The organism is Tessaracoccus lubricantis, assembly GCF_039544535.1.
Classification (GTDB): domain Bacteria; phylum Actinomycetota; class Actinomycetes; order Propionibacteriales; family Propionibacteriaceae; genus Arachnia; species Arachnia lubricantis.
In genome coordinates this window covers 380,464-402,301 of the sequence record NZ_BAABLV010000036.1, presented here as the reverse complement: position 1 = coordinate 402,301, position 21,838 = coordinate 380,464, and the positions used below count along the sequence as shown (strand labels likewise).

At 71.0% G+C, this 21,838-nt stretch carries 21 protein-coding genes and 3 tRNA genes; 18 read left to right on the top strand and 6 right to left on the bottom strand.

What is annotated here, in order from left to right:
* Positions 1-3: 3 nt before the first annotated feature.
* A complete protein-coding gene (locus ABEA30_RS12950; RefSeq protein ID WP_345583477.1) occupies positions 4-3,153 on the bottom strand; it encodes a DEAD/DEAH box helicase in 3,150 nt (1,049 codons plus the stop codon).
* A gap of 59 nt (positions 3,154-3,212) precedes the next feature.
* On the opposite strand from ABEA30_RS12950, the gene ABEA30_RS12945 reads away from it, so the two are divergent.
* Genes ABEA30_RS12945 through mptB form a run of 4 tightly spaced genes read left to right on the top strand, consistent with a single transcriptional unit; the run spans position 3,213 to position 5,847 of the window.
* A complete protein-coding gene (locus ABEA30_RS12945) occupies positions 3,213-3,602 on the top strand; it encodes an NADH-quinone oxidoreductase subunit B (protein ID WP_345583475.1) in 390 nt (129 codons plus the stop codon).
* The gene (locus tag ABEA30_RS12940) at positions 3,595-4,047 is read left to right on the top strand and encodes an NADH-quinone oxidoreductase subunit C (RefSeq protein WP_345583473.1); all 453 of its coding nucleotides are present in this window, start codon (positions 3,595-3,597) and stop codon (positions 4,045-4,047) included. Before ABEA30_RS12945 ends, ABEA30_RS12940 begins: the two co-directional genes overlap by 8 nt.
* Positions 4,044-4,364, top strand: a complete 321-nt coding sequence (locus ABEA30_RS12935) for a 4Fe-4S binding protein (RefSeq protein WP_345583471.1) — start codon at positions 4,044-4,046, stop codon at positions 4,362-4,364. The genes ABEA30_RS12940 and ABEA30_RS12935 overlap by 4 nt, the downstream gene beginning before the upstream one ends.
* On the top strand, positions 4,348-5,847 hold the full coding sequence (gene mptB, locus ABEA30_RS12930; RefSeq protein ID WP_386085791.1) for a polyprenol phosphomannose-dependent alpha 1,6 mannosyltransferase MptB: 1,500 nt from the start codon (positions 4,348-4,350) through the stop codon (positions 5,845-5,847). The genes ABEA30_RS12935 and mptB overlap by 17 nt, the downstream gene beginning before the upstream one ends.
* Here the strand turns inward: mptB and ABEA30_RS12925 are convergent.
* A complete protein-coding gene (locus ABEA30_RS12925) occupies positions 5,807-6,688 on the bottom strand; it encodes an exodeoxyribonuclease III (RefSeq protein ID WP_345583467.1) in 882 nt (293 codons plus the stop codon). The genes mptB and ABEA30_RS12925 overlap by 41 nt on opposite strands.
* Positions 6,689-6,705: 17 nt before the next feature.
* Positions 6,706-7,197, bottom strand: a complete 492-nt coding sequence (locus tag ABEA30_RS12920; protein ID WP_345583465.1) for a YajQ family cyclic di-GMP-binding protein — start codon at positions 7,195-7,197, stop codon at positions 6,706-6,708.
* Positions 7,198-7,323: 126 nt separating this feature from the next.
* Between ABEA30_RS12920 and ABEA30_RS12915 the strand changes: the two genes are divergently transcribed.
* Positions 7,324-7,408 (top strand) — tRNA-Tyr (locus ABEA30_RS12915).
* Positions 7,409-7,466: 58 nt separating this feature from the next.
* Positions 7,467-8,177, top strand: coding sequence for a purine-nucleoside phosphorylase (gene deoD, locus ABEA30_RS12910; RefSeq protein WP_345583463.1), 711 nt, complete (start codon positions 7,467-7,469; stop codon positions 8,175-8,177).
* A gap of 1 nt (position 8,178) precedes the next feature.
* Here the strand turns inward: deoD and ABEA30_RS12905 are convergent, their stop codons facing one another.
* Positions 8,179-8,424, bottom strand: a complete 246-nt coding sequence (locus tag ABEA30_RS12905; RefSeq protein ID WP_345583461.1) for a hypothetical protein — start codon at positions 8,422-8,424, stop codon at positions 8,179-8,181.
* 115 nt (positions 8,425-8,539) lie between these two features.
* Between ABEA30_RS12905 and ABEA30_RS12900 the strand changes: the two genes are divergently transcribed.
* From ABEA30_RS12900 to ABEA30_RS12870, 7 genes are all read left to right on the top strand, one after another.
* Positions 8,540-8,612: transfer RNA gene (locus ABEA30_RS12900), tRNA-Thr, on the top strand.
* 36 nt (positions 8,613-8,648) lie between these two features.
* Positions 8,649-8,724 (top strand) — tRNA-Met (locus tag ABEA30_RS12895).
* A 50-nt stretch (positions 8,725-8,774) separates the two neighbouring features.
* Positions 8,775-8,945 (top strand): 50S ribosomal protein L33, encoded by a 171-nt coding sequence (rpmG, locus tag ABEA30_RS12890; RefSeq protein ID WP_345583459.1) that lies wholly within the window; start codon positions 8,775-8,777, stop codon positions 8,943-8,945.
* 107 nt (positions 8,946-9,052) lie between these two features.
* A complete protein-coding gene (locus ABEA30_RS12885) occupies positions 9,053-9,484 on the top strand; it encodes an FAS1-like dehydratase domain-containing protein (protein ID WP_345583457.1) in 432 nt (143 codons plus the stop codon).
* Positions 9,477-9,884 carry a MaoC/PaaZ C-terminal domain-containing protein gene (locus tag ABEA30_RS12880; protein ID WP_345583455.1) on the top strand — a complete coding sequence of 136 codons (408 nt, stop codon included), beginning with the start codon at positions 9,477-9,479 and terminating at the stop codon, positions 9,882-9,884. Before ABEA30_RS12885 ends, ABEA30_RS12880 begins: the two co-directional genes overlap by 8 nt.
* Before the next feature lie 34 nt (positions 9,885-9,918).
* Positions 9,919-10,998, top strand: a complete 1,080-nt coding sequence (locus tag ABEA30_RS12875) for a UDP-N-acetylmuramate dehydrogenase (RefSeq protein ID WP_345583541.1) — start codon at positions 9,919-9,921, stop codon at positions 10,996-10,998.
* Positions 10,999-11,055: 57 nt separating this feature from the next.
* Complete coding sequence (locus tag ABEA30_RS12870; protein ID WP_345583539.1) at positions 11,056-12,111, top strand: peptidoglycan-binding protein; 1,056 nt, start codon at positions 11,056-11,058, stop codon at positions 12,109-12,111.
* Positions 12,112-12,113: 2 nt separating this feature from the next.
* Here the strand turns inward: ABEA30_RS12870 and ABEA30_RS12865 are convergent, their stop codons facing one another.
* Complete coding sequence (locus ABEA30_RS12865) at positions 12,114-13,283, bottom strand: M20 metallopeptidase family protein (protein ID WP_345583453.1); 1,170 nt, start codon at positions 13,281-13,283, stop codon at positions 12,114-12,116.
* A 28-nt stretch (positions 13,284-13,311) separates the two neighbouring features.
* Positions 13,312-14,508, bottom strand: a complete 1,197-nt coding sequence (locus tag ABEA30_RS12860; protein WP_345583451.1) for an anaerobic sulfatase maturase — start codon at positions 14,506-14,508, stop codon at positions 13,312-13,314.
* Between the two features lie 59 nt (positions 14,509-14,567).
* Here ABEA30_RS12860 and ABEA30_RS12855 point away from each other — a divergent pair, with 59 nt between their 5' ends.
* From ABEA30_RS12855 to ABEA30_RS12835, 5 genes are all read left to right on the top strand, one after another.
* Positions 14,568-16,364 carry an ABC transporter ATP-binding protein gene (locus ABEA30_RS12855; RefSeq protein ID WP_345583449.1) on the top strand — a complete coding sequence of 599 codons (1,797 nt, stop codon included), beginning with the start codon at positions 14,568-14,570 and terminating at the stop codon, positions 16,362-16,364.
* On the top strand, positions 16,354-18,171 hold the full coding sequence (locus ABEA30_RS12850; protein WP_345583447.1) for an ABC transporter ATP-binding protein: 1,818 nt from the start codon (positions 16,354-16,356) through the stop codon (positions 18,169-18,171). The genes ABEA30_RS12855 and ABEA30_RS12850 overlap by 11 nt, the downstream gene beginning before the upstream one ends.
* Before the next feature lie 168 nt (positions 18,172-18,339).
* A complete protein-coding gene (locus ABEA30_RS12845) occupies positions 18,340-19,764 on the top strand; it encodes a DEAD/DEAH box helicase (RefSeq protein WP_345583445.1) in 1,425 nt (474 codons plus the stop codon).
* Between the two features lie 81 nt (positions 19,765-19,845).
* Complete coding sequence (locus ABEA30_RS12840; protein WP_345583443.1) at positions 19,846-21,084, top strand: sensor histidine kinase; 1,239 nt, start codon at positions 19,846-19,848, stop codon at positions 21,082-21,084.
* 9 nt (positions 21,085-21,093) lie between these two features.
* On the top strand, positions 21,094-21,753 hold the full coding sequence (locus tag ABEA30_RS12835; protein ID WP_345583441.1) for a response regulator transcription factor: 660 nt from the start codon (positions 21,094-21,096) through the stop codon (positions 21,751-21,753).
* The last annotated feature ends 85 nt before the right edge of the window (positions 21,754-21,838 follow it).

The window sequence follows — 21,838 nt, the reverse complement described above, 5'->3', positions numbered from 1 at the left end:
TTGTCAGTCCTGAAGCAGGCCCACGATGTCGGCCGCCGTCATGGGGGCCGCGGTGTCGGAGCCGGCGCCCACCACGTCGTCGAACAGGGCACGCTTGCGTTCCTGCAGTGCCACCACCTTCTCCTCGATGGTCCCCTCCGCGACGAGTCGGTAGACGTTGACGGGCTTGTCCTGCCCGATGCGGTGCGTCCGGTCGATGGCCTGCGCCTCGGCGGCGGGGTTCCACCACGGGTCGAGGATGAAGACGTAGTCCGCCTCCGTCAGCGTCAGGCCGAAGCCGCCGGCCTTGAGGCTGATCAGGAACAGCGAGGAGTCGCCGCCGCGGAACGCGGAGATCCGCTCGGCCCGGTCCCTGGTGGTGCCGTCGAGGTACTCGTACGTGATCTGCTCGGTGTCGAGGCGCTGGCGCACCAGGCGCAGGAAGCCGGTGAACTGCGAGAAGACCAGTGCGCGGTGACCCTCGGCCAGCGCCTCGTCGAGCAGGTCGAGCAGGGCGTCGACCTTGGCGGAGACGGCGGGGTAGTCGTCGTCGACGAGCACCGGGGAGAGGCTCAGCTGGCGCAACATCGTGAGCGAGCGCAGGATCGTGATGCGGTTGCGCTGCAGGTCGCCGACCAGGCCCAGGATCTTCTGCCGCTCGCGGGCCAGGTGCTTGTCGTAGAGCCGACGGTGGGCCGGCGCCAACTGCACGGGCACCAGCTGTTCCTGCTTCTCCGGCAGTTCCCGGGCGACGGCGGCCTTGGTGCGGCGCAGGATGAGCGGGCGCGTGCGGCGGTGCAACCGGGCCAGTGCGTCCTTGTCGCCGTTCTCGATGGGCTTGCGGTACGCGAGGGTGAACTGCTTCGGGTCTGGGAAGAGTCCCGGGGCGGCGATCGACAGCAGCGACCACAGGTCCATGAGGTTGTTCTCGAGCGGGGTGCCGGTCAGCGCCACCTTCAGCCGGGCGCGCAGGCGGCGCACGGCCTTGTAGGCCTTGGAGGCGTGGTTCTTCACGAACTGCGCCTCGTCCAGCAGCACCGCAGACCAGTCGAGGCCCTGGTAGGCCTCCTCCTCCAGCCGCAGCAGCGTGTAGGAGGTGACGACGAGGTGCGCGCCGTCGACCTCGTCTGCCAACTGCGTGCCGCGCCGGGTGTGCGTCTCGGTGATCGGCACCACCTTCAGCCCCGGCGCGAAGCGTTCCGCCTCCGCCGCCCAGGTGCCGATGACGGAGGTGGGGGCGACGACGAGGGCCGGGTGGGTGAGCTCGCCGCGTTCGTGGGCCGCCTGGAGGAACGCCAGCGACTGGAGTGTCTTGCCCAGGCCCATCTCGTCGGCGAGGATGCCGCCGAGGCGGGTCTGCCACAGGAACGTCAGCCAGCGGAAGCCGGTGTCCTGGTACGGCCGTAGCTCGGCGTCGAGCCCCTGGGGCGGCTCGACCGGCGGCAGCGATTCCGGGTCCAGCAACCCCTGCACCGACTGGCGCCACGCCGCGGACTGCTGGGCGACCACACCCAACGAGACCAGTTCGTCCCAGAGGCCGGCGTGTTCGGGCCGCAGCCGGATGGTGTCGCCGTCGTGGTCGACCAGCATCCTGGCCTCCTCGAGCAGCTCGCGCAGCTGGGTCAGCTCGGGCACGTCGAGCGAGAACCAGACGCCGGAGTCGAGGACGAGGTGGTCGTCGCCGGCGGTCAGCGCGGCCAGCAGCTCGGCGAGCGGGACGGGTTCCCCGCCCACCTTGACGTCGACGCCCAGGTCGAACCAGTCGCCCCGCTCGGATTCGGTGACGTTGAGCTCGATCTCCGGTTCCTCGAGCGACTCCCGGTAGTCGCGCGGGGCGCCGGTGAGCTCCACCTCGACGTCCGGGTCGGCCTCGAGGCCAGGGAGCGTGTCGCTGACGAAACCGATCAGCGTGCGCCCGGTCAGGGTGGTGAGCTCGGGGCGGCGCTGGTTGAGCGGCTCGAGCCACGGGCTGGCGGCCAGCGGGAGGAGCTTGGCCTCGGCGGCGTAGTCGCGGGGGTGGGGTTCGGACGCCCTGGCGTGGAGCGGGACGTCCACGACGGTGGCGCCCACGCGGTAGCGGAAGCCCCAGGCCAGCGTCGCCGCGTCGGTGGTGAACTCGGCCCGCAGCAGCAGTTTGGGCGGCTCGGGCTCGGCGAGGTCGACGCCCTCGGCCACCTCCACCGCGAGCCGCCGCCGCAGCTGGGGCAGGAAGCCGGCGGCGAACGCGGCCTCCTCCGCGTCCGGGACGGTGATCGCGCCATGGGCGAAGACGCGCTGCTCCGACTGGTCCAGCGGACGTGCGAGCGCGCCCAGCACCATGTCGCCGCCACGGGCGAACGAGACGCCGTGCGCGGGGCGGCCCAGCAGTGCGCGGCCCGAGACCTCGACGGTGCCGGCGCCGTCGTGGACGGCCGGGACCAGCCGCAGCCCGCCGTCGTCGCGGCGCACCAGGAGCGTGGGCTCGAACGGCCCGGCCAGCACCGGCTGCGGCATGGACCGGCCGGAGGCGGCCGTGCCGGGCACGATGTCGACTCCGGCGGCAGCCGCGCGGCGCAGCGCCGCCCACACGCCGGGGTTGAGGTCGTTGAAGGCCAGCACCTGCGGCGCCCAGTTGCCGCCGCCGCGGGAGAGGTCGCGCGATTCGAGCACCGCGCGGACCGCCTCGAGGTGCGAGGGGTCGAGGTGTCCGGGGTCCCGCAGGATGTCGGCCCAGCTGACGCCGGAGCGCACCCAGTTGCCCCGCGCGCCCATCCGTGCGGGGGTGAGCCCCAACTCGGCGCCGTCCTCGGTGAGGATGAGGGCCATGGGCGCGCCGTCGGTGACGGCCGGCTGCTCCATCAGGGGTTGCAACAGGGCCCGCCAGGACACCTGCGGCCGGCTCAGCGACGGCGTGCGCATGCTGAGGATGAGGGCCACGGCGTGCTTGCAGTCCGCACGCATGGGGCAGCTGCAGGTGGCCGTGAGGACGCCGCGGCTGAGGGCGACGCTGGTCTGGTACTGCCGGAAGTTGCTGCCCCGCACCTGTGCGGTGGCGAGCGCGCCGGCCGTCTGGATGTTGGAGACGCGTCCCAGGTTGGCATAGTGCGCCCCCCGCGCCACCGTGGGGGCGCCGAAGTGGAGGGTGAGGTCCGCGTCGGTCAGCCGCGGTACCCAGTCCGGGTAGGTCGTCGTCATTGCTCGGGCGAGTCTAGCCGCCCGAGCCCACAGGGCCGTAGCGCACTAGACTCTGACGCATGCTCACGGCACGCGACTGGTTCGACGACGGCGACATCTTCGTCGTCGACGTGCCGCTTGCCTGTTGCGCGCTCGAGTCGCAGTCAGCGGCCGGCTCGCGCCCGGCCGTGGACGTCTCCTCGATCCCCGCCGGAGCCCGCGTGGTGGTGACGCTGTCGGGCACCATCACCGAACCGATGGTCCCCGCCATCCGCCACGCGCTGGGCCAGTTGCCGGGCGCCACGGTCGTCGCCTTCGGGGCCTGCGCCTGCGTCGGCGGGCCCTACTGGGATTCCTACGCAGTGGTCAAGGGTGGCGAGGAACTGGTGCGCGTCGACCACTTCATCGCCGGCTGCCCGCCGCCCCCGTCGGCGCTCGACGAGTACCTCACGGGGCTGCGCCGTGGCTGAGTACCAGATCCCGCCCGAGGAATGGGCCAATGAGGCGGCCGCCGCGAGGCGCGCGGGCTTCGCCCTCCTGATCAACCTCACGGCGGTCGACGAACTCGGCCGCTCGGACGAGATCCGGGTGATCCTCACGCTCGAGAACCCCGATACCCGTGCGAGGGCGGACCTGGTGACCCGCACGCCCCGGGCCGGCGCCCACCTGCCCGACATCGCGCAGGTCTTCCCCGGCGCGGCGTGGCTGCAGCGCCAGGTGCACGACTTCTTCGGCGTCGCGTTCGACGGCGGGGACAACCGGCCCCTGATCCACCACGGCGGCGGAGCCCCCCTGCGCAAGGACGTCCTGCTGGAACCCCGCCAGGCCAAGCCCTGGCCCGGTGCGGTCGAGCCCGGCTCCTCGGAACCCGGGCGCCGCAAGCTGCTGCCACCCGGCGTGGAGGGCACCCGATGATCCACGGCTCCATCGACCTCATCGAGGAACGCTGCACCTCCTGCATGATCTGCGCCCGCGAATGCCCCACCTGGTGCATCACGCTCACGTCGCACCAGGAGCAGACGGTGCCGGCCCCCGGTGCCCGCCCGCGCACCCACAACGTGCTCGACACCTTCAGCATCGACTGGTCGCTGTGCATGTACTGCGGCGTGTGCATCGAGCAGTGCCCCACCGACGCGCTCGTGTGGGGCGGCGCCCACGTGCCCTCGGCGGACCGGCTGGTCGACCTGCTGCACGACCGAGAGCAGTTGGCCCCTGATGCCCCGCGTGGGTGAGGTCACCCGCGCGGCGTGGGCAGGTCTGAGGCAGGCCGCCGCCACGCGCGCCGTGTGGTTCGGTTTCCTCGGCAGCCTGTTCATCCTGATCGGCTCGCTCAGCCCCGCCTACCTACCGCAGGCCTCGCCGGTCTGGGACGCCCTGCGCGCGTGGCGCATCGACGGCCCCACCACCAGGTGGTTCGGCACCATCGCCACCCTGGTGGGCCTGGCGCTGATGCTCGAGGCATGGTTCCGGCTGCGCCCGGCCCGCCGTCGAGCCCTGGGACAGCCGCAGCTGCGGCACTGGGCCGTCCTGGCGATCGTGAGCCTTCCATTCCTGTTGGGCCCGCCGATCTTCTCGCACGACGCCTACTCCTACGCCGCCCACGGCTGGCTGATCCACAACCAGTTGAGCCCCTACGCCGTCGGCCCCGGAATCCTGCCCGGCTACTACGCCGACCAGGTGGCCTGGGTGTGGCGCGGCACCACCGCGCCGTACGGGCCGTTGTCGCTGTGGCTCAGCCACGGCATCGTCAACATCGCAGGCTTCGACCCGTACCTCTCCGCAGTGCTGATGCGCATCCCCGCGCTGCTCGGCGTGATGCTGATCGGCCTCCTGGTGCCGCGCATCGCCGAGCGGGTCGGGGTCGACCCGGCCATGGCCAGCTGGTTCGCGGTGCTCAACCCCATCCTCGTGATCGACTTCATCGGCGGCGCGCACAACGACTCGCAGATGACGGGGCTGATGCTGCTGGGCATCTGGGTCACCCTCAGGTGGCGACATTGGTGGCCCGGCGCCCTCATCATCGGCCTCGCCGCGTCCATCAAGCAGCCCGCGTTCCTCGCCGCGGTCGCCCTGCCGTTCCTCGTGCACCCCTGGACGTCGTGGCGCTGGCGGCCGACGGCGTGGGCGGCGCTGAAGTCGATCACCTCGCTGGGCCTGTCGGTGGCCGTGTTCGCCGGCATCTCCGTGATCTCCGGGCTCGGCTTCGGCTGGATCAACGCCATCAACGTGCCCGGCATGGTCGACACGGTCTCGCCGTTCACGGTCGCGGGCTTCATCGTCCAGTACCCCGTCACGTGGGCGGGCCTCGACCCCACGGGCCGCGCGGTCATCACGATCTTCCGCGGCATCGGCGCCGTGGCCGCGGTGCTGGGCATCGTCTGGTTCGCGTGGCGCCACCTGGGCAGGCGACCCCTGCACTTCATCAGCTATTCGTTCCTGTGGTTCGCGTTCTGCGCGCCCGCCATCCACTCCTGGTACCTGCTGTGGGGCGCGGTGCTCCTCCCGGTGACGCGCCCGTCGTCACGTGCGCTGCGCTGGGCGATCGTGGCCACCGTGATCCTGCTGGGCTTCAACGCGATGAACTTCGGCATCCGCAACGGGCTGTGGATGATGGTGCTGATCTCGTTCGGTGCGTCCTACTGGGCGGTGCACACCCACGAGCTCAGCCAGCCGATCACAGCGAGTAGTCGACCAGTACCGGAGAGTGGTCGCTGATCCGCCCCTCGTAGGTCTCCTCCCGGCCCACCCACGCGCGGGTCGCCCGGCCCGCCAGGCCGGGGGAGGCCAGGTGGTAGTCGATACGCCACCCGGCGTCGGTCGTCCACGACTGGCCCCGCCACGACCACCAGCTGTAGGGGCCGTTGGCGTCGGGGTGCAGCCGACGCACCACGTCGACGAGGCTGCGGGGGCTCAGCAGCGTGCCGAACCACTCGCGCTCCTCGGGCAGGAACCCCTCCGAGCGCTGGTTGGTGCGCCACGCCTTGAGGTCCTGCCTGGTGTGGGCGACGTTGAAGTCGCCCATGACGAGGAACTCGCGGCCCTGGGCCGCGGCCTCGCGGCGCGACGCCGTCAGCACGCGGGCGAGGCCGCGCATGAAGCGCATCTTGCGCTGGTACTTCTCCTCGCCGTCCTCCGCGTAGGGCCACGCGGACCCCTTGGGCAGGTAGAGCGAGGCCACGCGCAGCGGGGCGTCGGCCAGGTCGACCTCGACGTAGCGGCCCTCGCCCGCGAACGTGGCGAGGTCGCGGCTGATGATCCGTTCGGCGTCGACCTCCTCGGGCTCGCCGTCGGGCGCCACCGTGGTGGCCGACTCCGACAGCGCCCGCACGTGCGCCGGCTTCTCGCGGGTGAGGACTGCCACGCCGTTGCGCCCCGCCAGCTCGCCGGCGTCGAGCGTCACGTGGTAGCCCGCGAACGCCTCCAACGGGAGGTCGCCCACGCGGCAGCGCACCTCCTGCAGGGCGATGACGTCGGCACCGGTGCGGTCCCAGTAATCGCGGAAGCCGCGGCGCAGGGCCGCGCGGATGCCGTTGACGTTGTGGGTGCCGATGCGCATGGTGCCGAAGCTTAGCGTCAGCGGTAGTTGACGAACTGGACGGCGAAGTCCAGGTCTGCCTCCTTGATCAGCGCCTGCACGGCCTGGAGGTCGTCGCGGCTCTTCGACGAGATCCGCAGCTCCTCGCCCTGGATCTGCGCCTTGACACCCTTGGGGCCCTCGTCGCGGATCAGCTTCGAGACCTTCTTGGCGTCGTCCTGCTTGATGCCCTGCTTCGTGGTGGCGGTGATCTTCCAGAGCTTGCCCGACACGCGGGGGTCGCCCGCCTCGAGCGCCTTGAGGCTGACGCCACGACGGATGAGCTTGGTCTGGAACACGTCGAGGATGGCCTTGACCCGCTCCTCGGAGTTGGCCTCCATCTCGATGGCCTCGCCGGACCAGGCGATCTTCGCCTCCACGTTCTTGAAGTCGTAGCGCTGGCTCACCTCCTTGGCGGCCTGGTTGAGGGCGTTGTCCACCTCCTGCCGGTCCACCTTGCTGACGACGTCGAATGAGCTCTCTGCAGCCATGGTTGTCCTTCCTCCGGGGCGGTCATGAGTGGTGCCATTGTGCCAGCACGCGCGCTCCCGGACCCGCTTTGTGCCCGTCCGTTTCCTCCTGCTACAGTTGTGCGTCGCCGGGTCAACCGGCGACATGGCAAGTTGCCCGAGCGGCCAAAGGGAGCGGTCTGTAAAACCGTCGGCGTAGCCTACGTTGGTTCGAATCCAACACTTGCCACCAGGCCCCGAATCGGATTGATTCGGGGCCTTATTGTGTTGTCTGGAAGAAAGGACCGACGATGGCCACACCCCACATCGCCTGTGAACGCGGCGACATCGCACCCCTCGTGATCATGCCGGGCGACCCGAAGCGCGCCGAGCGCATCGCCCGAGACCACATGGAGGGCGTCAAGCTCGTCTCCGACGTGCGCGGCATCGGCGCCTGGACCGGCACCTTCGACGGCGTCCCGGTCACCGCCATGGCCTCCGGGATGGGTGTGCCGTCGCTGTCGATCTACGCCACCGAGTTGTACTCCCAGTTCGGCGTGGAGCGCATCTGCCGCGTCGGCACCTGCGGCGGCATCTCGTCGAAGGTCAAGGTCAAGGACGTCATCGTGGCGGTGTCGGCGCACACCAACTCCAGCGTCGCCACCATCGACGTGCCGGGCGTGAGCCTGTCGCTGGCGGCCAGCTACGAGATGCTGCGCGGCGCCGTCGACCAGGCGCGCCGCGCCGGCCGCACCGTGCACGTGGGCCCCGTGTACACCAGCGACTTCTTCTACTCCGCCCGCACCGACATCATCCCGGCGCTCGACAGGCTCGGCACGCTGGGCGTCGAGATGGAGGCGGCCGGGCTGTACGCCTGCGCCGCGGCCCACGGCAAGGAGGCGCTCGCCGTGTTGACCGTGTCGGACCACCTGAAGGACGGCTCCGGCGACCTCACCGCCGACGAACGCGAGACGATGTTCGCCGACTCGCTGCAGGCCGCCGTCGCGGCCCTCAAGGCCTGAGTCAGGCCCTCGACGCGACGACGGCTTCCTCGAACGCCTCGACCACCTCGGCGGACGGGGGAGCCGTCAACAGCGACACCACCACGGCGATCACCAGGTTCGCGATGAACCCCGGCACGATCTCGTAGAGGGTGCTGCTCAGGGCCTCCGTGCGGCCCCAGATGAACGCGACGAGCAGCAACACCGCAGGGTTGTCGTCGTTGAGCGCCAGCAGCCCGACGACCACGACGGCCAACACGGCCAGCACGCCGCACGGATGCCCTCCATGACCTCGCCGGGGCGGATTTTGAGCGAGGCGGAGGGCCGAGGAACCCTCGATTTGTGCACTGCGATTCGGGTGATGTACTGTTGGTCGTCGGCTGGCCCCTATAGCTCAGTAGGCAGAGCGTCTCCATGGTAAGGAGAAGGTCTGCGGTTCGATTCCGCATGGGGGCTCTGTTCTTGCCCTGCTCCACCAGGGGGAGAACTCCTGACGGGGTAGCTCAGTCGGTAGAGCAAGCGGCTCATAATCGCTGTGTCGCGGGTTCAAATCCCGCCCTCGTCACCAAGACTGACAGAAGAGTACAAGCGCTACGCGCCGCAAGCACAAGGAAGATCATGGCCAAGAAGTCCGGGGACATCCGTCCGATCATCACGCTCGCCTGCACCGAATGCAAGGAGCGCAACTACGTCACGAAGAAGAACCGTCGCAACACGCCGGATCGTCTCGAGCTCAAGAAGTTCTGCCCGCGCTGCCGTGTGCACCAGGCGCACCGCGAGACCCGCTGAACCATCGCTGGCCCGCCAGCATCGAACGGCCGCTCCCTCAGGGGGCGGCCGTTTTCGTCGTCCCCGGCGGTGGGGCGGGGGGCGGCGCAGGCGGTAACCTTGCCCCCATGCCGATTTCCGCCGAACACGTGGGCCGTCGTTACCCGGCCGCCCCGCCGTACGTGGTCAGCCGCGCCAAGATCGCCGAGTTCGCCGAGGCCGTGCGTGACGACAACCCCGCCTACTCCGGGGACGACCCCATCGCCCCGCCGACCTTCGCCGCCGTCATCGCGGCCCAGGCGTGGGGCGCCCTCTTCGGTGACGAGGAACTCGGGCTGGCGCTCAACCGCACGATGCACACGGACCAGAACTTCACCTTCCACCGCCCGCTGCGCCCCGGCGACGCCGTCGTGGCGGAACTCAGCATCGAGAAGGTGCGGGCACGTGGCAACCTCGAGATGATCACCGTCCTGGTGGACCTCGCCGTCGACGGCGAACAGGTCTGCGAGGCCCGCTCCACCCTGATGCACACCCGCCCCGAGGAGGCAGGCGATGAGTGAGCCCACCGTCGGAACACAACTGCCGGAGCTGCGCGTGCGGGTCACGCGTTCCACCGTCGTGCGCTACTCCGGGGCCTCCACGGACTTCAACGAGATCCACTTCTCCGATCGCCACGCCCAGGCCATCGGGCTGCCGGGCGTCGTGGCGCACGGGATGTGGACGATGGGCGCCGGGCTCAAGGTCGTCACCGACTGGGTGGGCGACCCGGCCAGGGTGCTCAGCTACTTCGTGCGGTTCACCCGCCCGGTCGTGGTGCCCGACACCGACGAGGGCACCGAGGTGGTCTACACCGCCAAGGTCACCGAGGTGGCCGACGGCGTGGCGAAGCTCGCCATCACCGCCACGTGCGGCGACGACGCGGTGCTGGGCGCCGCCCGCGCCGAGGTCCGCCTTGGCTGACGACACCGCCGGCACCGACGGCGGCGCGTGCGCCGTGGACCGGGTCACCTTAGACACCCCGGCCCCGCCCATCCCCGACACCCCGGTGCTCGCGCGGCACACCACCCTGCGCGTCGGGGGGCCGGCTGAGCGGTTCGTGGTGGCCCGCACGGAGCGTGAACTCATCGACGTCGTGGCGGACTGCGACCACCGGGGCGAGCCGGTGCTCGTGCTCGGCGGCGGTTCCAACTTGCTCATCGGCGACGACGGCTTCCCCGGCACGGTGGTGCGCGTCGGCACCACCGGCATCAGGGCCGACGTGTCCGACTGCGGGGGAGCTGCGGTGCGCGTGGCGGCGGGGGAGAACTGGGACACGTTCGTGGCCCACGCCGTCGCGCAGGAGTGGAGCGGCGTCGAGATGCTCTCGGGCATCCCCGGCAGCGTCGGCGCCACGCCCATCCAGAACGTGGGGGCCTACGGCTCCGACGTGGCGCAGACCATCACCGCCGTGCGCACCTGGGACCGCAGGGAGCGCACACAGCGCACGTTCCCCGTGACCGACTGCGGCTTCGGCTACCGCACCTCCCGCTTCAAGCAGGAACCCGGCCGCTACCTGGTGCTCGAGGTGGGCTTCCAGTTCCCGCTGGGCTCGCTCGGCGCGCCCATCGCCTACGCGGAGCTCGCCGGGCGCCTCGACACGGTGCCGGGCAGGCGCGTCGACGCCGCCCGCGTCCGGGAGGCGGTGCTGGAGATCCGCCGGGGCAAGGGCATGGTCCTCGACGAGGCGGACCACGACTCGTGGAGCGCAGGCTCGTTCTTCACCAACCCCATCCTCGACGAGCAGCAGGCGGCTGCGCTGCCGCCGGAGGCGCCCCGGTTCCCCGACGCCGGGGGCAGGGTCAAGACCAGCGCCGCCTGGCTGATCCAGCACGCCGGCTTCGCCAAGGGACACGGCGACGGCGAGGCGCGGCTGTCGACCAAGCACGTGCTCGCGCTGACCAACCGCGGGGCAGCGTCGGCGTCGGACCTGGTGGCGCTGGCAGCGGAGGTGCGAGACGGCGTCGAGGAGCGGTTCGGCATCCGTCTGGTGCCCGAGGTCAACCTCGTCGGGGTGGCGTTGCCCGACCTCAAGTGATCCTTGAGAGATTTCCGGGCGCGCGCGATGTGCCGTTAGCCTCCTCGGGTGAAGATCATGCGATGGCTCAAGCTGGCCGCGGTGGCGACGGTGCTGGCGGTCGTGGCCGTGCCCATGCTGCAACGTCAGCCTGAGGCCGCGGGCAGCACGGCCAGCGAGTTCATCGCCAAGCTCGTCAAGGACGCCCAGCAGACCGAACGCGAGTCGGGCATCCCCACGTCGGTGACCATCGGCATGGCCGCGCTCGAGACCGGCTGGGGGCGCTCGTCGATGACCGGCCAGGTCACCGTCGACGGCAAGGTCTACGACGTCAACACGCTGTTCAACATCAAGTGCACCTCGACCGTGTCGCCGTACCAGACCGGCTGCGTGCCGATCCGCACCGCCGAGTACCGCTCCGACGGCACGAAGTACTACATCGTCGACGAGTTCCGCACCTACGCCAACTGGCTGGACTCCACGCGCGACTTCGCCCGGCTGCTCACCACCGCCACGCGCTACGCGGCCGCCTTCCAGTACGTCGACTACCCGGACCAGTTCGTCACCGAGGTCCGCAAGGGCGGCTACGCGACCGACCCGAAGTACTCCGAGCTGGTGATCAGCATCATGCGCACGCACAACCTGTACCAGTACAACCTGCGGGGGCAGGGGCCCGGCTACCCCGAGGGCATGGACGGTACCGCCCCCACGCCGGCGGTCACGGCGGTGGAGATGACGATGTTCCCCCGCCTGCTGACCGGGAGCCGCGGGGAGGCCGTCAAGTCGCTGCAGCGGTTGCTCAACACGCATTCCGCGGGCATCGGGGTCGACGGCATCTTCGGCTCGCAGACCTCGTCGGCGGTCAGCGCCTTCCAGCGCGCGCAGAAGCTCCCCGTCACCGGCAAGATGGACGACCCCACCTGGCAGGCGCTGCTGCCGGAGCTCAACCCCGGCGCGAAGGGCGAGGGCGTGCGGGTGCTGCAGACGCACCTCCAGCTGAAGGGCGGCAGCGTGGCCATCACCGGCACGTTCGACGCGGCCACGGCGAAGGCGCTGACGGCCTTCCAGCAACTGCACCGCATCGAGGGCAGCGGGCACTCCAGCTACGCCACCTGGGCGCGCCTGCTGGGCTGACCTCAGCCCGTGATCAGGCCAGCGGCTGCCACGTAGCCGGCGGCGAAGGCGTGCGCGGCCAGCTGCAGCGACTCGCGCCCCGGCAGGAACGCACCGTGGTGGAGGCCCACGCCGTCGACGTGGCCGGTGCCGATGAAGCACATCACCGAAGCCGCCTCCCGCCCGTACTCGGCGAAGTCGTCCGAACCGCAGGACCGGAACGGCGTCTCCGCGACGGTGAGCCCCATGCCCTTCAGGAGCGGGTCGACGCGCTTCACGAGGCCGGGGTCGTTGACGAGCGCCGGGCCGCCGCGGACGAACCTCGTGGTCGCCTGGCCGCCGCGGGACTCGGCCACGGCGGAGGCCAGCCGCGCCACCGCGTCGTGCAGCAGGTTCCTGTCGGCCTCGGAGAACGTGCGGATCGAGCCCTGGCAGCTGGCCTGGTCGGCGATGACGTTGTGCGCCGTGCCGCCGGTGATCTGGCCCACTGAGATCACCGTCGGGTGCGTGGGGCTGATGATGCGCCCCGGGAGGCTGTGGAGTTCGCCGATGATGGTCGCGAGCGCGCTGATGGGGTCGACGGCGACGTGGGGGTAGGCGCCATGGCCCGGGCGTCCGCGCACGACGATCTCGAAGGAGTCGTAGGCCGCGTTGACGGCGCCCGCCCCGGTCGACACGATGCCCCTGTCCACCTGCGGCTGCAGGTGCACGCCGATCATCGCCTCGATCTCCTGCTCGTCGAGCAGCCCCGAGCGCACGACGTCGCCCGCCCCCGGCGGGGTGACCTCCTCGCGCGGCTGGAGGATGGGCAGCAAGCCGACCGGGAGCGCCAAGTCCCGGGCCGCCGTCGCGACTGCCCACAACGCGGCCATGTGCACGTCGTGCCCGCAGGCGTGCGCGACCCCGGGCCGGCGCGACTCCCACTCGACGCCCGTGGCCTCCATGACCGGCAGCGCGTCCAGTTCGGCCCGCAGCCCCACGGCGGGCCCGTCGGGCCCCAGCCTCGCCCAGGCGCCGGTGCCGGCGACCGGGGTCCAGTCGAGCCACTCCATGGACTTCACCAGGCGGTCCCGCGTGGGGCCCTCCTCGCCGCTGATGTACGGATTGGCGTGGATGGCGCGCCGCAGCGCCGCCGCATCGGGCAGCACGACGTCGATGCGCGCCGTCAGCGCGTGGAGGAGTTCGGCGCTCATAGCGGTCTAGGCTACCGAAGCGGGACGCTCAACGGCTGGCAGCGACGGCGTCGGCTGCCGGGCGACCGCCTGCGACGGCGCGCGCCATGAGCTCGATCGTGGGCGCCGCGTGCGTGAAGAAGGCGAAGTAGCCGGCGCACAGGTAGTTCTGCCCCGGCTCGCCGTCGACCGACTTCGCGAACCTGTCCTTCGGGCACCCACCGTGGCACGCCCAGCGCACGGGGCAGCGGCGGCACTGCTCGGTGAGCGACGTCCGCTTCGACCGCCCGAATTCGCGCTGCGCCGGCAACTGCAGGTACTGCTGGAACCCGCCGTCGGCCAGGTTGCCCAGCCTGTAGCCGGGCTCGACGTAGTGGTCGCAGCTGTACACGTCGCCGTTGTGTTCCACCGCGAGCGCCGTGCCGCACTCAGGGGAGTGGACGCACAGCGAGTACTGGCCGAAGCGCGCCGCCAACATGACGTCGAAGTGCTGGACGAAGACCTTGCCGACGTCGCCGTCCAGCCACTCGTCGAAGACGGCGGACAGGAACCGGCCCCACTGCGCCGGCGCGACGGAGCGGTCGGTCACGTCGTCGCCCTGCTGGAGGTACAGCAGCCGCTTGCCGTCGGGCGCCTCGTAGCCGGCGCGCTCGACGATGGGGATGAACTGCAGGAACGTGGCGCCCAGCTCGTCGCGGAAGTAGCGGTACACCTCGGCACCGTGGTCGGCGTTGGCGGAGTTCACGGTGCAGAGGATGTTGGTCTCGACGCCGTGCTTGCGCAGGTACTCCCAGCCGCGGATGACCTGGGCGTGGGTGCCCCGGCCGGCCTTGTTGACCCGGTGGGCGTCATGGAGTGGCTGCGGCCCGTCCACCGACAACCCGACGAGGAACCCCTCCTCGGCCAGGAACTGGCACCACTGGTCGTCCAGCAGCGTGCCGTTGGTCTGCATGGTCTGCTGCACCCGCTGCCCGGGGCGCCTGTACCGCCGCGTCAGCTCGACGGCGGTGCGGTAGAAGTCCAGGCCCCTCAGCGTCGGTTCGCCACCCTGCCAGGCGAGGGTGACCTCGCCGTCGGGCTGGCCGGCGAGGAACTCGCGGACGTAGCGGTCCAACGTCTCCAGCGACATCCGCTGCCCGTCCTCGTCGTACAGCAGTTCCTTGGAGAGGAAGAAGCAATACGTGCAGTCGAGGTTGCACGCCGCGCCCGTCGGCTTGGTGACGACGCTGAAGGGGACGGGGATCACCCCCCAAGCCTACAGCTGGGCCGTCTTCGTCGCCCCCCACAAGGCAGTAGGGTGGGTCGGTGCTCCCAGCCCAGACCCCCCGTCGCCACTCGTTGGCCGCGGCGCAACCGGGGCGGGCTGACGTGCTGCGCTTCCTGCCGTACCTGCGGCCCTTCGCCCCGCAGTTCATCACCTCGTTCGCGTTGGCGCCGCTCCAGGTGCTGGCCAGCGTCGCGATCCCGCTGCTGCTCGGCGCCGTCGTCGACGGGCCCATCCGCAACCGCGACGTGGTCGGCGTGCTGTGGTACGCATTGGCGCTGCTGGGCGTGGGTGCCTTCGAGGCGCTCATGAGCTTCGTGCGCCGCTGGATCATGTCGCGGGCCACCTCGCACATCGAGGCCAACATCCGCCTCGACCTCTTCGAGCAGCTCCAACGCCTACCGCTGGGCTTCCACAAGTCATGGGAGTCGGGACAGCTGCTCAGCCGCATCATGAGTGACCTGGGGCTGCTGCGCCGCTTCATGTCGTTCGGCCTGGTGATGCTGGCCATGAGCTCGCTGCACATCGTGGTGGTCGTCGCGATCATGGTGGTGACGCTGTGGCAGGTGGGCCTGGCGGTACTGCTCTCGGTGGTCCCCGTGGTCATCGCCGTGTTCGCGCTCATGGGTCGTTTCGGCCGCATCTCGCGGCAGGTGCAGGACCAGACGGGCGACGTTGCCTCGGCGGCGGAGGAGTCCCTGCACGGCGTGCGGGTCATCCGGTCCTTCGGTCGCACCCGCCACTCGTTCGAGGGCTTCGACACGCGCGCCACCGCGCTGGCTGAGAGCGGCGTGCGCCGGATGAACCTCGCCTCGGTGCTGTGGACGCTGCTCGAGGTGTTCCCCTCCGTCCTGCTGCTCATCGTCCTGTTCGGCGTCAGCTACGGGGTCACGGCCGGCGGGCTCAGCCTCGGCGCCGCCGTCGCGTTCGTGACCCTGCTGCTCTCGCTGGCCTGGCCGGTCGGCAGCCTCGGCTTCCTCCTGTCGTTCGCCCGCGAGGCGGCCACCGCCGCCAACCGCGTCACCGAGGTGTTCGACGCGCCCGTGAGCATCGTGAGCGGCGACCGGCGAATCGAGGAGCCCCGCGGGCACCTCCAACTGCGCGGCGTCACCTTCCAGTTCCCGGACGCCGACGAACCCACGTTGAGCGACCTCGACCTCGACATCGCGCCCGGCGAGACCGTCGCGCTGGTCGGCGGCACCGGCTCCGGCAAGTCCACGCTGGTCTCCCTCATCCCCCGGCTGGTCGAAGTCACCGGCGGCCAGATCCTCCTCGACGGCGTCGACCTGCGCGACCTCGACCTCCGCCAGCTGCGCAGCCTCGTCGGCACCGCGTTCGAGGACCCCATCCTGTTCTCGATGTCGGCGCGCGAGAACCTCACGCTCGGCCGGCCCGACGCCACCGACGAGGAGATCGCCGCGGCCGTGCGCGTCGCCCGCGCCGAATTCGTCCACGACCTGCCCTGGGGGCTCGAGACGCGGCTGGGCGAGCAGGGGCTGAGCCTGTCGGGTGGCCAACGCCAGCGGCTCGCCCTGGCGCGCGCCATCCTCGTGCGGCCGCGGGTCCTCGTCCTCGACGACACGCTCAGCGCGCTGGACATCCACACCGAGGCGGAGGTGGAGGAGGCGCTCACCTCGACGCTCGTCGGGGTCACCGGCATCGTCGTGGCGCACCGTGCCTCCACCGTCCTGCTCGCGGACCGCGTCGCCATGCTGGTGGAGGGGCGCATCGCCCACACCGGCACGCACGCCGAACTCCTCGCCAGCGTGCCGGAGTACCGCGAACTGCTCTCGGCCGACTACGCGATCGCGATGGAGGGCGACAACGGTGGGCGCTGACCAGCACACTCCAGACCTGAACCCCACCTGGCGCGGTGTCAAGCACGAGATCGACGACGAGCGCGACGCGTCCGCCGGCCTGCGCGCCCCGTCGAGGCGGCTCCTCGCCATGCTCGTGCGGCCGTGGCGCACGTGGTTGCTCATCCTCGTCGGCGTGGTCGTCGTCGAGGCCGCGGCGCGCCTCGTCGTGCCGGTGCTGGTGCGCGACGTGCTCGACGAGGGGCTCACCGACGTCGACGTGCTGCTGCCCGCCCTCGGCTGGATGGCGGTGGCGATCGTCGTACAGGTCATCGCCCGGGTGGTGTTCCTGCGCGCCTCGGGCCGCATCGGCAACGCCATCCTGCTGGACCTGCGCCGCCGCCTGTACCGGAAGTTCCAGCGCCTCAGCATCGGCTTCCACGACCGCTACACGTCCGGCCGCGCCGTCTCGCGCATGACCAGCGACGTCGAGGCGGTGCAGGAGTTGGTCCTCCAGGGCCTCGACGTGGTCATCATCGCCGCACTCACCATCCTGGGCTCCAGCGTCATCATGCTCACCCTCGACTGGCGGCTCGCGCTGGTGGCGTTCCTCAGCTACCCGCCGCTGCTGCTGCTCATGCGTTGGTTCGCGCGCGCCTCGACCCGCGCGTTCCGGGCGGTGCGGACGCAGTCGGCCATCGTGATCGTGCAGTTCATCGAGACGATGACCGGCATCAAGGCGGTGCAGGCGTTCCGCCGCGAGCCGCGCGCCGCGGAGATCTTCGAGGACGTGGCCCTGGCGTACCGCGACTCCAACGTGCGCGCCATGCGCATCTTCGCCCGCGCGATGCCCGGCATCCAGTTCATCGGCAACCTCGGCATCGTGCTGGTGGTGCTCGCCGGCGGATACCTCGCCGTCGGCGGCACCGTCAGCGTGGGCACCATGGCCGCGTTCGTGCTGTACCTGCGGATGTTCTTCGACCCCATGCAGGACCTCAGCCAGTTCATCTCGACGCTGCAGTCGGCGCTGACCGCGCTCGAGAAGATCGCCGGAGTGATGGAGGAGGACGACGACGTGGCAGACCCTGCCCACCCCGTCGCCCTCCCGGAGGCCAGGGGCGAGGTGCGCTTCGACGGCGTGGACTTCTCCTACGTGCCGGACGTGCCCGTCCTGCCAGGGCTGGACCTGGCCATCCCCGCCGGCCAGACCGTCGCGCTCGTCGGCACCACCGGCGCCGGCAAGACGACCATCGCCAAGCTCATCGCCCGCTTCTACGACCCGCAGGCCGGGGCCGTGCGGCTCGACGGCGTCGACGTGCGCGAACTCGACGACGCCACGCTGCGCCGCCACGTCACTCTCCTGACGCAGGAGAACTTCATCTTCGCCGGCAGCATCGCCGACAACGTCGCCTTCGGACGCCCCGGTGCCACCCGCGAGGAGGTCGTAGCGGCCGCGCGCGCCGTCGGTGCGCACACGTTCATCGAGGCCATGCCCGACGGGTTCGACACCGACACCGGCAAGCGGGGGTCGCGGCTGTCGGCAGGGCAACGGCAGCTGGTCGCCTTCGCGCGCGTGGTGCTGGCAGACCCGCGGGTGCTCATCCTCGACGAGGCCACCAGCTCGCTCGACATCCCCACCGAACGGCTGGTGCAGGCGGCCCTGTCCACGATCCTCGCCGACCGCACGGCGATCATCATCGCCCACCGGCTCTCGACGGTGGAGATCGCCGACCGCGTCCTGGTGCTGAGCCACGGCAGGGTCGTCGAGGACGGAGCCCCGTCGGACCTGATCGCCGGCGGTGGCCGCTATGCCGACCTGCACTCCGCCTGGCTGGCCTCCCTGGCCTGAGCCGCCCGCGGCCGATGCGGGCGTTCGGGGCCCGACGCGCTACTGTGGTCGCAGCGCCCGGATGTTCTGCTCCGGGTCCCTCTGATCTTTTCCCTCGATGCCATCGCGCTGCGGATGAGTTCCGCGCCGGGCAGAACCGCCGCATCACCCCTATCTGGAGAACCACTCTTGACCTCCAAGTCCTTCGGCGCGCTCGGCGTGCCCGCGCAACTGGCTGCCGTCCTCGAGGCGCGCAACATCACCATCCCCACCCCCATCCAGGCCGCGACGCTGCCTGACTCGCTGCAGGGCCGCGACGTGCTCGGCCGCGGCCGCACCGGCTCCGGCAAGACGTACGCGTTCCTGCTGCCGATGGTCGCCAGGCTGCTGGAGAGCGGCACCCGCCGCGCCCCCAAGCGGCCCCGCGCCCTCATCCTCGCGCCGACGCGCGAACTCGCCACCCAGATCGACGAGGCCCTCGCCCCGCTCGCCGAGACCGCCGGCCTCACCTCGCGCACCGTCTTCGGCGGCGTGAAGGAGAGCCCCCAGGTGACGGCGTTGGCCAAGGGCGTCGACGTGGTGGTCGCCTGCCCCGGCCGCCTCGAGAGCCTCATCGAGCAGGGCCACGTGAGCCTTGAGTCGGTGGAGATCACGATCCTCGACGAGGCCGACCACATGGCAGACCTCGGCTTCCTGCCGTCGGTGCGCCGCCTCCTTGCCGCCACGCCCGCCACCGGCCAGCGCATGCTGTTCTCGGCGACGCTGGACAAGGCCGTCGACACGCTGGTCAAGCAGTTCTTGCACCAGCCGAAGGTCCACGAGGCGGACTCGGCCGAGTCCCCGGTGCCGACGCTGCACCACCACGTGCTGCACGTCACCAATGACCAGCACCTTCCCGTCCTCCTCAGCCTCGTGGCTGCGCCCGGGCGCACCGTGGTGTTCACCCGCACCAAGCACCGCGCGAAGAAGCTCGCCCGCCAGCTCAACGCAGCGGGCATCCCCGCCGTCGAGCTGCAGGGCAACATGAGCCAGAACGACCGCGAGCGCTCCATGCAGGCGTTCCATTCCGGCGCCGCCCAGACCCTGGTCGCCACCGACATCGCGGCCCGCGGCATCCACGTCGACGACGTGGGCCTGGTCATCCACGCCGACCCGCCGGTCGAGCACAAGGCCTACACCCACCGTTCGGGCCGCACCGCCCGGGCCGGCGCCGAGGGCACCGTCGTGACCCTGATGCTCGACGCGCAGCAGGGCGACGTGCGCACCCTCACCCGCAAGGCGGGCGTCAAGCCCACCGTCACCCGGGCCGACGAGCGGCATCCCGTGCTGCTCGAGATCGCCCCCGGCGAGCGTTCCTTCCCGGGTGGGATCGTGAAGCGCACGCCGCAGCAGCCCGCCGGCGGCAACTCCGGTGGCGGCGGCAACGGCGGTCGGCGTCGACGTGGGTCGCGTGGCACCGGCAAGCCCGCCGGCCAGCGTTCCCACAACGGCGAACAGCCGCGCTCCCAGCGGCAGCGCAGCGGACGACGCGCCGAGACCCCGACCCGCGCCGGCGGCACCGGCGGTGTCGCCGCCTTCTCCGCCAGCGGCGGGGGACGTCGGCGCGGCCGCTGACGAAAGACCCGCCGTCGGTACCAGTGACGCCGACCTTGAGTCGGATGTCGGCGGATGTCGCGGCCACGTACATTGACCCCCATGCAAGCCGCCCATGCCCGCCCCGAGAGCGTCGAGTGGGGTCTCCTCGCCGACCGGATCGCACTCGCGGTCGCCGTCGTGATCGGCGTGCCCACGTTCCTGCTCTACGCCTTCTCCAGCCCGCTGCCCGAGCGGGCGATCGGAGCGCTGTTCATGGCCGCGGTGCTGATCCTGGCGCGGCGGCAGCCCGGCGCGTCGCTCGCGGTGTTCTGGGCGGGCAGCCTGTTCATCGTGATGGCCCGGCCCGACACGGTCCCCCTGCTCATCCAGGTCGTGGCCGGTGCCTGGCTCGCCTACACCGTCACCCGCTTCGGGGCGCGTGCCACGGTCATCGTGTCCGGCGTCTCGCTGGCGTTCGGTGCGATGATCGCGGCCTCCATCATCGGCCGCCAGTTCTTCCCCGACGCCTCCTACGGCTCGACGTTCGGGCTGGGCGGTACGGCCTTCACCTTCGTGGTGGTCGCAGGCTTCCTGGGCGCGCCGTGGCTGCTGGGCCTGCGCCAACGCGCCAAGGCCCAGGTGCGGGTCCAACAGGCCCGCGCCGAGGACGCCGAGTGGCAGCGCAGGCGGGCGATCGAGGCCCAGCGGCACGCCGTCATCGAGGAGCAGCGGATGTCGCGCGTGGCGGCGGCAGAGGCGGCCAATGCCAGGCTGGCCCGCGACGTGCACGACGTCGTCGGCCACTCCCTTGCCGTGATCCTGATGCAGGCCGAATCGGCGCAGTACCTCACCAACACGCAGGACCTGCACGAATCGATGAACAACATCGCCTCCTGCGCCCGTCGCTCGCTGGGCGAGATCCGCGAGGTCCTCCAGGCCGCCCGGGGCGAGCACCCGCCGGTCCCCGCCCCGCCGGGCGGCCTCGGGGCGCTCCTCGACAGCGTGCGGGCCTCGGGGGTCGACCTGGAGGTGACCCAACTGGGGCAGGGCCGGGCACTGCCACCCGATGCCGAGACGGTCGCCTACCGGGTGCTGCAGGAGATGCTCACCAACGCCATCAAGCACGGCGAGCACGGCCAACCGATCGCCGTGGCGCTCACCTGGGCCGACCGGTTGACGATGGAGGTGCGCAACATCGACGGCGGCCACACGCTGTCGCGCGCCCTGCACGGAGGCGGCATCCCGGGCATGACCGCGCGGCTGCAGGCCGTTGGCGGTAGTTTCGAACTCAACCGGCACCCGGGCGAGGACGGCGACGTGGTCACCGCCACCGCCTGGCTGCCGCTGCGAACCAACTAGGAGTAGCCGATGCCCATCCGCGTCATGCTGGTCGACGACCAGGAACTGTTCCGCTCCGCCATCCGGGTCATCGTCAACGCGCAGGACGACCTCGAGGTGGTGGGGGAGGCCTCCGACGGCGAGGAAGCCGTCGCGCTCGCCACGCAGGTGGACCCCGACGTCATCCTGATGGACATCCGCATGCCCGGCGTCGACGGCGTCGAGGCCACGCGCCGCATCCTGGGCAACGCCGTCGCCACCGGCTCGGCCGTCAAGGTGCTGGTCCTGACCACGTTCAACCTCGACGACCGCGCGGCCACGGCCATCCGGCACGGCGCCAGCGGCTTCCTGCTCAAGGACATCACGCCGCAGATGCTCACCGACTCCATCCGGACGGTGCACAGCGGCAACGGCGTGATCGCACCGGAGGACCTGGCCGCGCTGCTGGACTCGTCGTTCCAGGAGAAGCCAGCCCCGCCCGCCGGCTTCACGGAGCTGTCCGAGAAGGAGCGCGAGGTCTTCGGTCTGGTGGCGCAGGGCCTCAGCAACGTCGAGATCGGGCAGACGATCTTCGCCTCGGAGTCCACCATCAAGTCGCACGTCGGCGCGATCCTGCGCAAGATGGGCCTGCGGGACCGGGTGCAGGTGGTGGTGGCCGCATACCAGCACGGGCTGGTCGGTCACCAGTAGTGCGCACATGGGCCCTGGTTCGACTCATCGCCGGAAAACCCCTATAGTGGACGAGCACCGGTTCAGTTGCAAAGGTCGGAGCGTG

Bases quoted from the DNA above. Each gene is read 5' to 3' on its own strand.
- ABEA30_RS12950 (WP_345583477.1), bottom strand. From the start codon at position 3,153: ATGACGACGACCTACCCGGACTGGGTACCGCGGCTGACCGACGCGGAC.
- ABEA30_RS12945 (WP_345583475.1), top strand. From the start codon at position 3,213: ATGCTCACGGCACGCGACTGGTTCGACGACGGCGACATCTTCGTCGTC.
- ABEA30_RS12935 (WP_345583471.1), top strand. From the start codon at position 4,044: ATGATCCACGGCTCCATCGACCTCATCGAGGAACGCTGCACCTCCTGC.
- mptB (WP_386085791.1), top strand. From the start codon at position 4,348: ATGCCCCGCGTGGGTGAGGTCACCCGCGCGGCGTGGGCAGGTCTGAGG.
- ABEA30_RS12925 (WP_345583467.1), bottom strand. From the start codon at position 6,688: ATGCGCATCGGCACCCACAACGTCAACGGCATCCGCGCGGCCCTGCGC.
- ABEA30_RS12920 (WP_345583465.1), bottom strand. From the start codon at position 7,197: ATGGCTGCAGAGAGCTCATTCGACGTCGTCAGCAAGGTGGACCGGCAG.
- deoD (WP_345583463.1), top strand. From the start codon at position 7,467: ATGGCCACACCCCACATCGCCTGTGAACGCGGCGACATCGCACCCCTC.
- rpmG (WP_345583459.1), top strand. From the start codon at position 8,775: ATGGCCAAGAAGTCCGGGGACATCCGTCCGATCATCACGCTCGCCTGC.
- ABEA30_RS12885 (WP_345583457.1), top strand. From the start codon at position 9,053: ATGCCGATTTCCGCCGAACACGTGGGCCGTCGTTACCCGGCCGCCCCG.
- ABEA30_RS12880 (WP_345583455.1), top strand. From the start codon at position 9,477: ATGAGTGAGCCCACCGTCGGAACACAACTGCCGGAGCTGCGCGTGCGG.
- ABEA30_RS12870 (WP_345583539.1), top strand. From the start codon at position 11,056: ATGCGATGGCTCAAGCTGGCCGCGGTGGCGACGGTGCTGGCGGTCGTG.
- ABEA30_RS12865 (WP_345583453.1), bottom strand. From the start codon at position 13,283: ATGAGCGCCGAACTCCTCCACGCGCTGACGGCGCGCATCGACGTCGTG.
- ABEA30_RS12840 (WP_345583443.1), top strand. From the start codon at position 19,846: ATGCAAGCCGCCCATGCCCGCCCCGAGAGCGTCGAGTGGGGTCTCCTC.
- ABEA30_RS12835 (WP_345583441.1), top strand. From the start codon at position 21,094: ATGCCCATCCGCGTCATGCTGGTCGACGACCAGGAACTGTTCCGCTCC.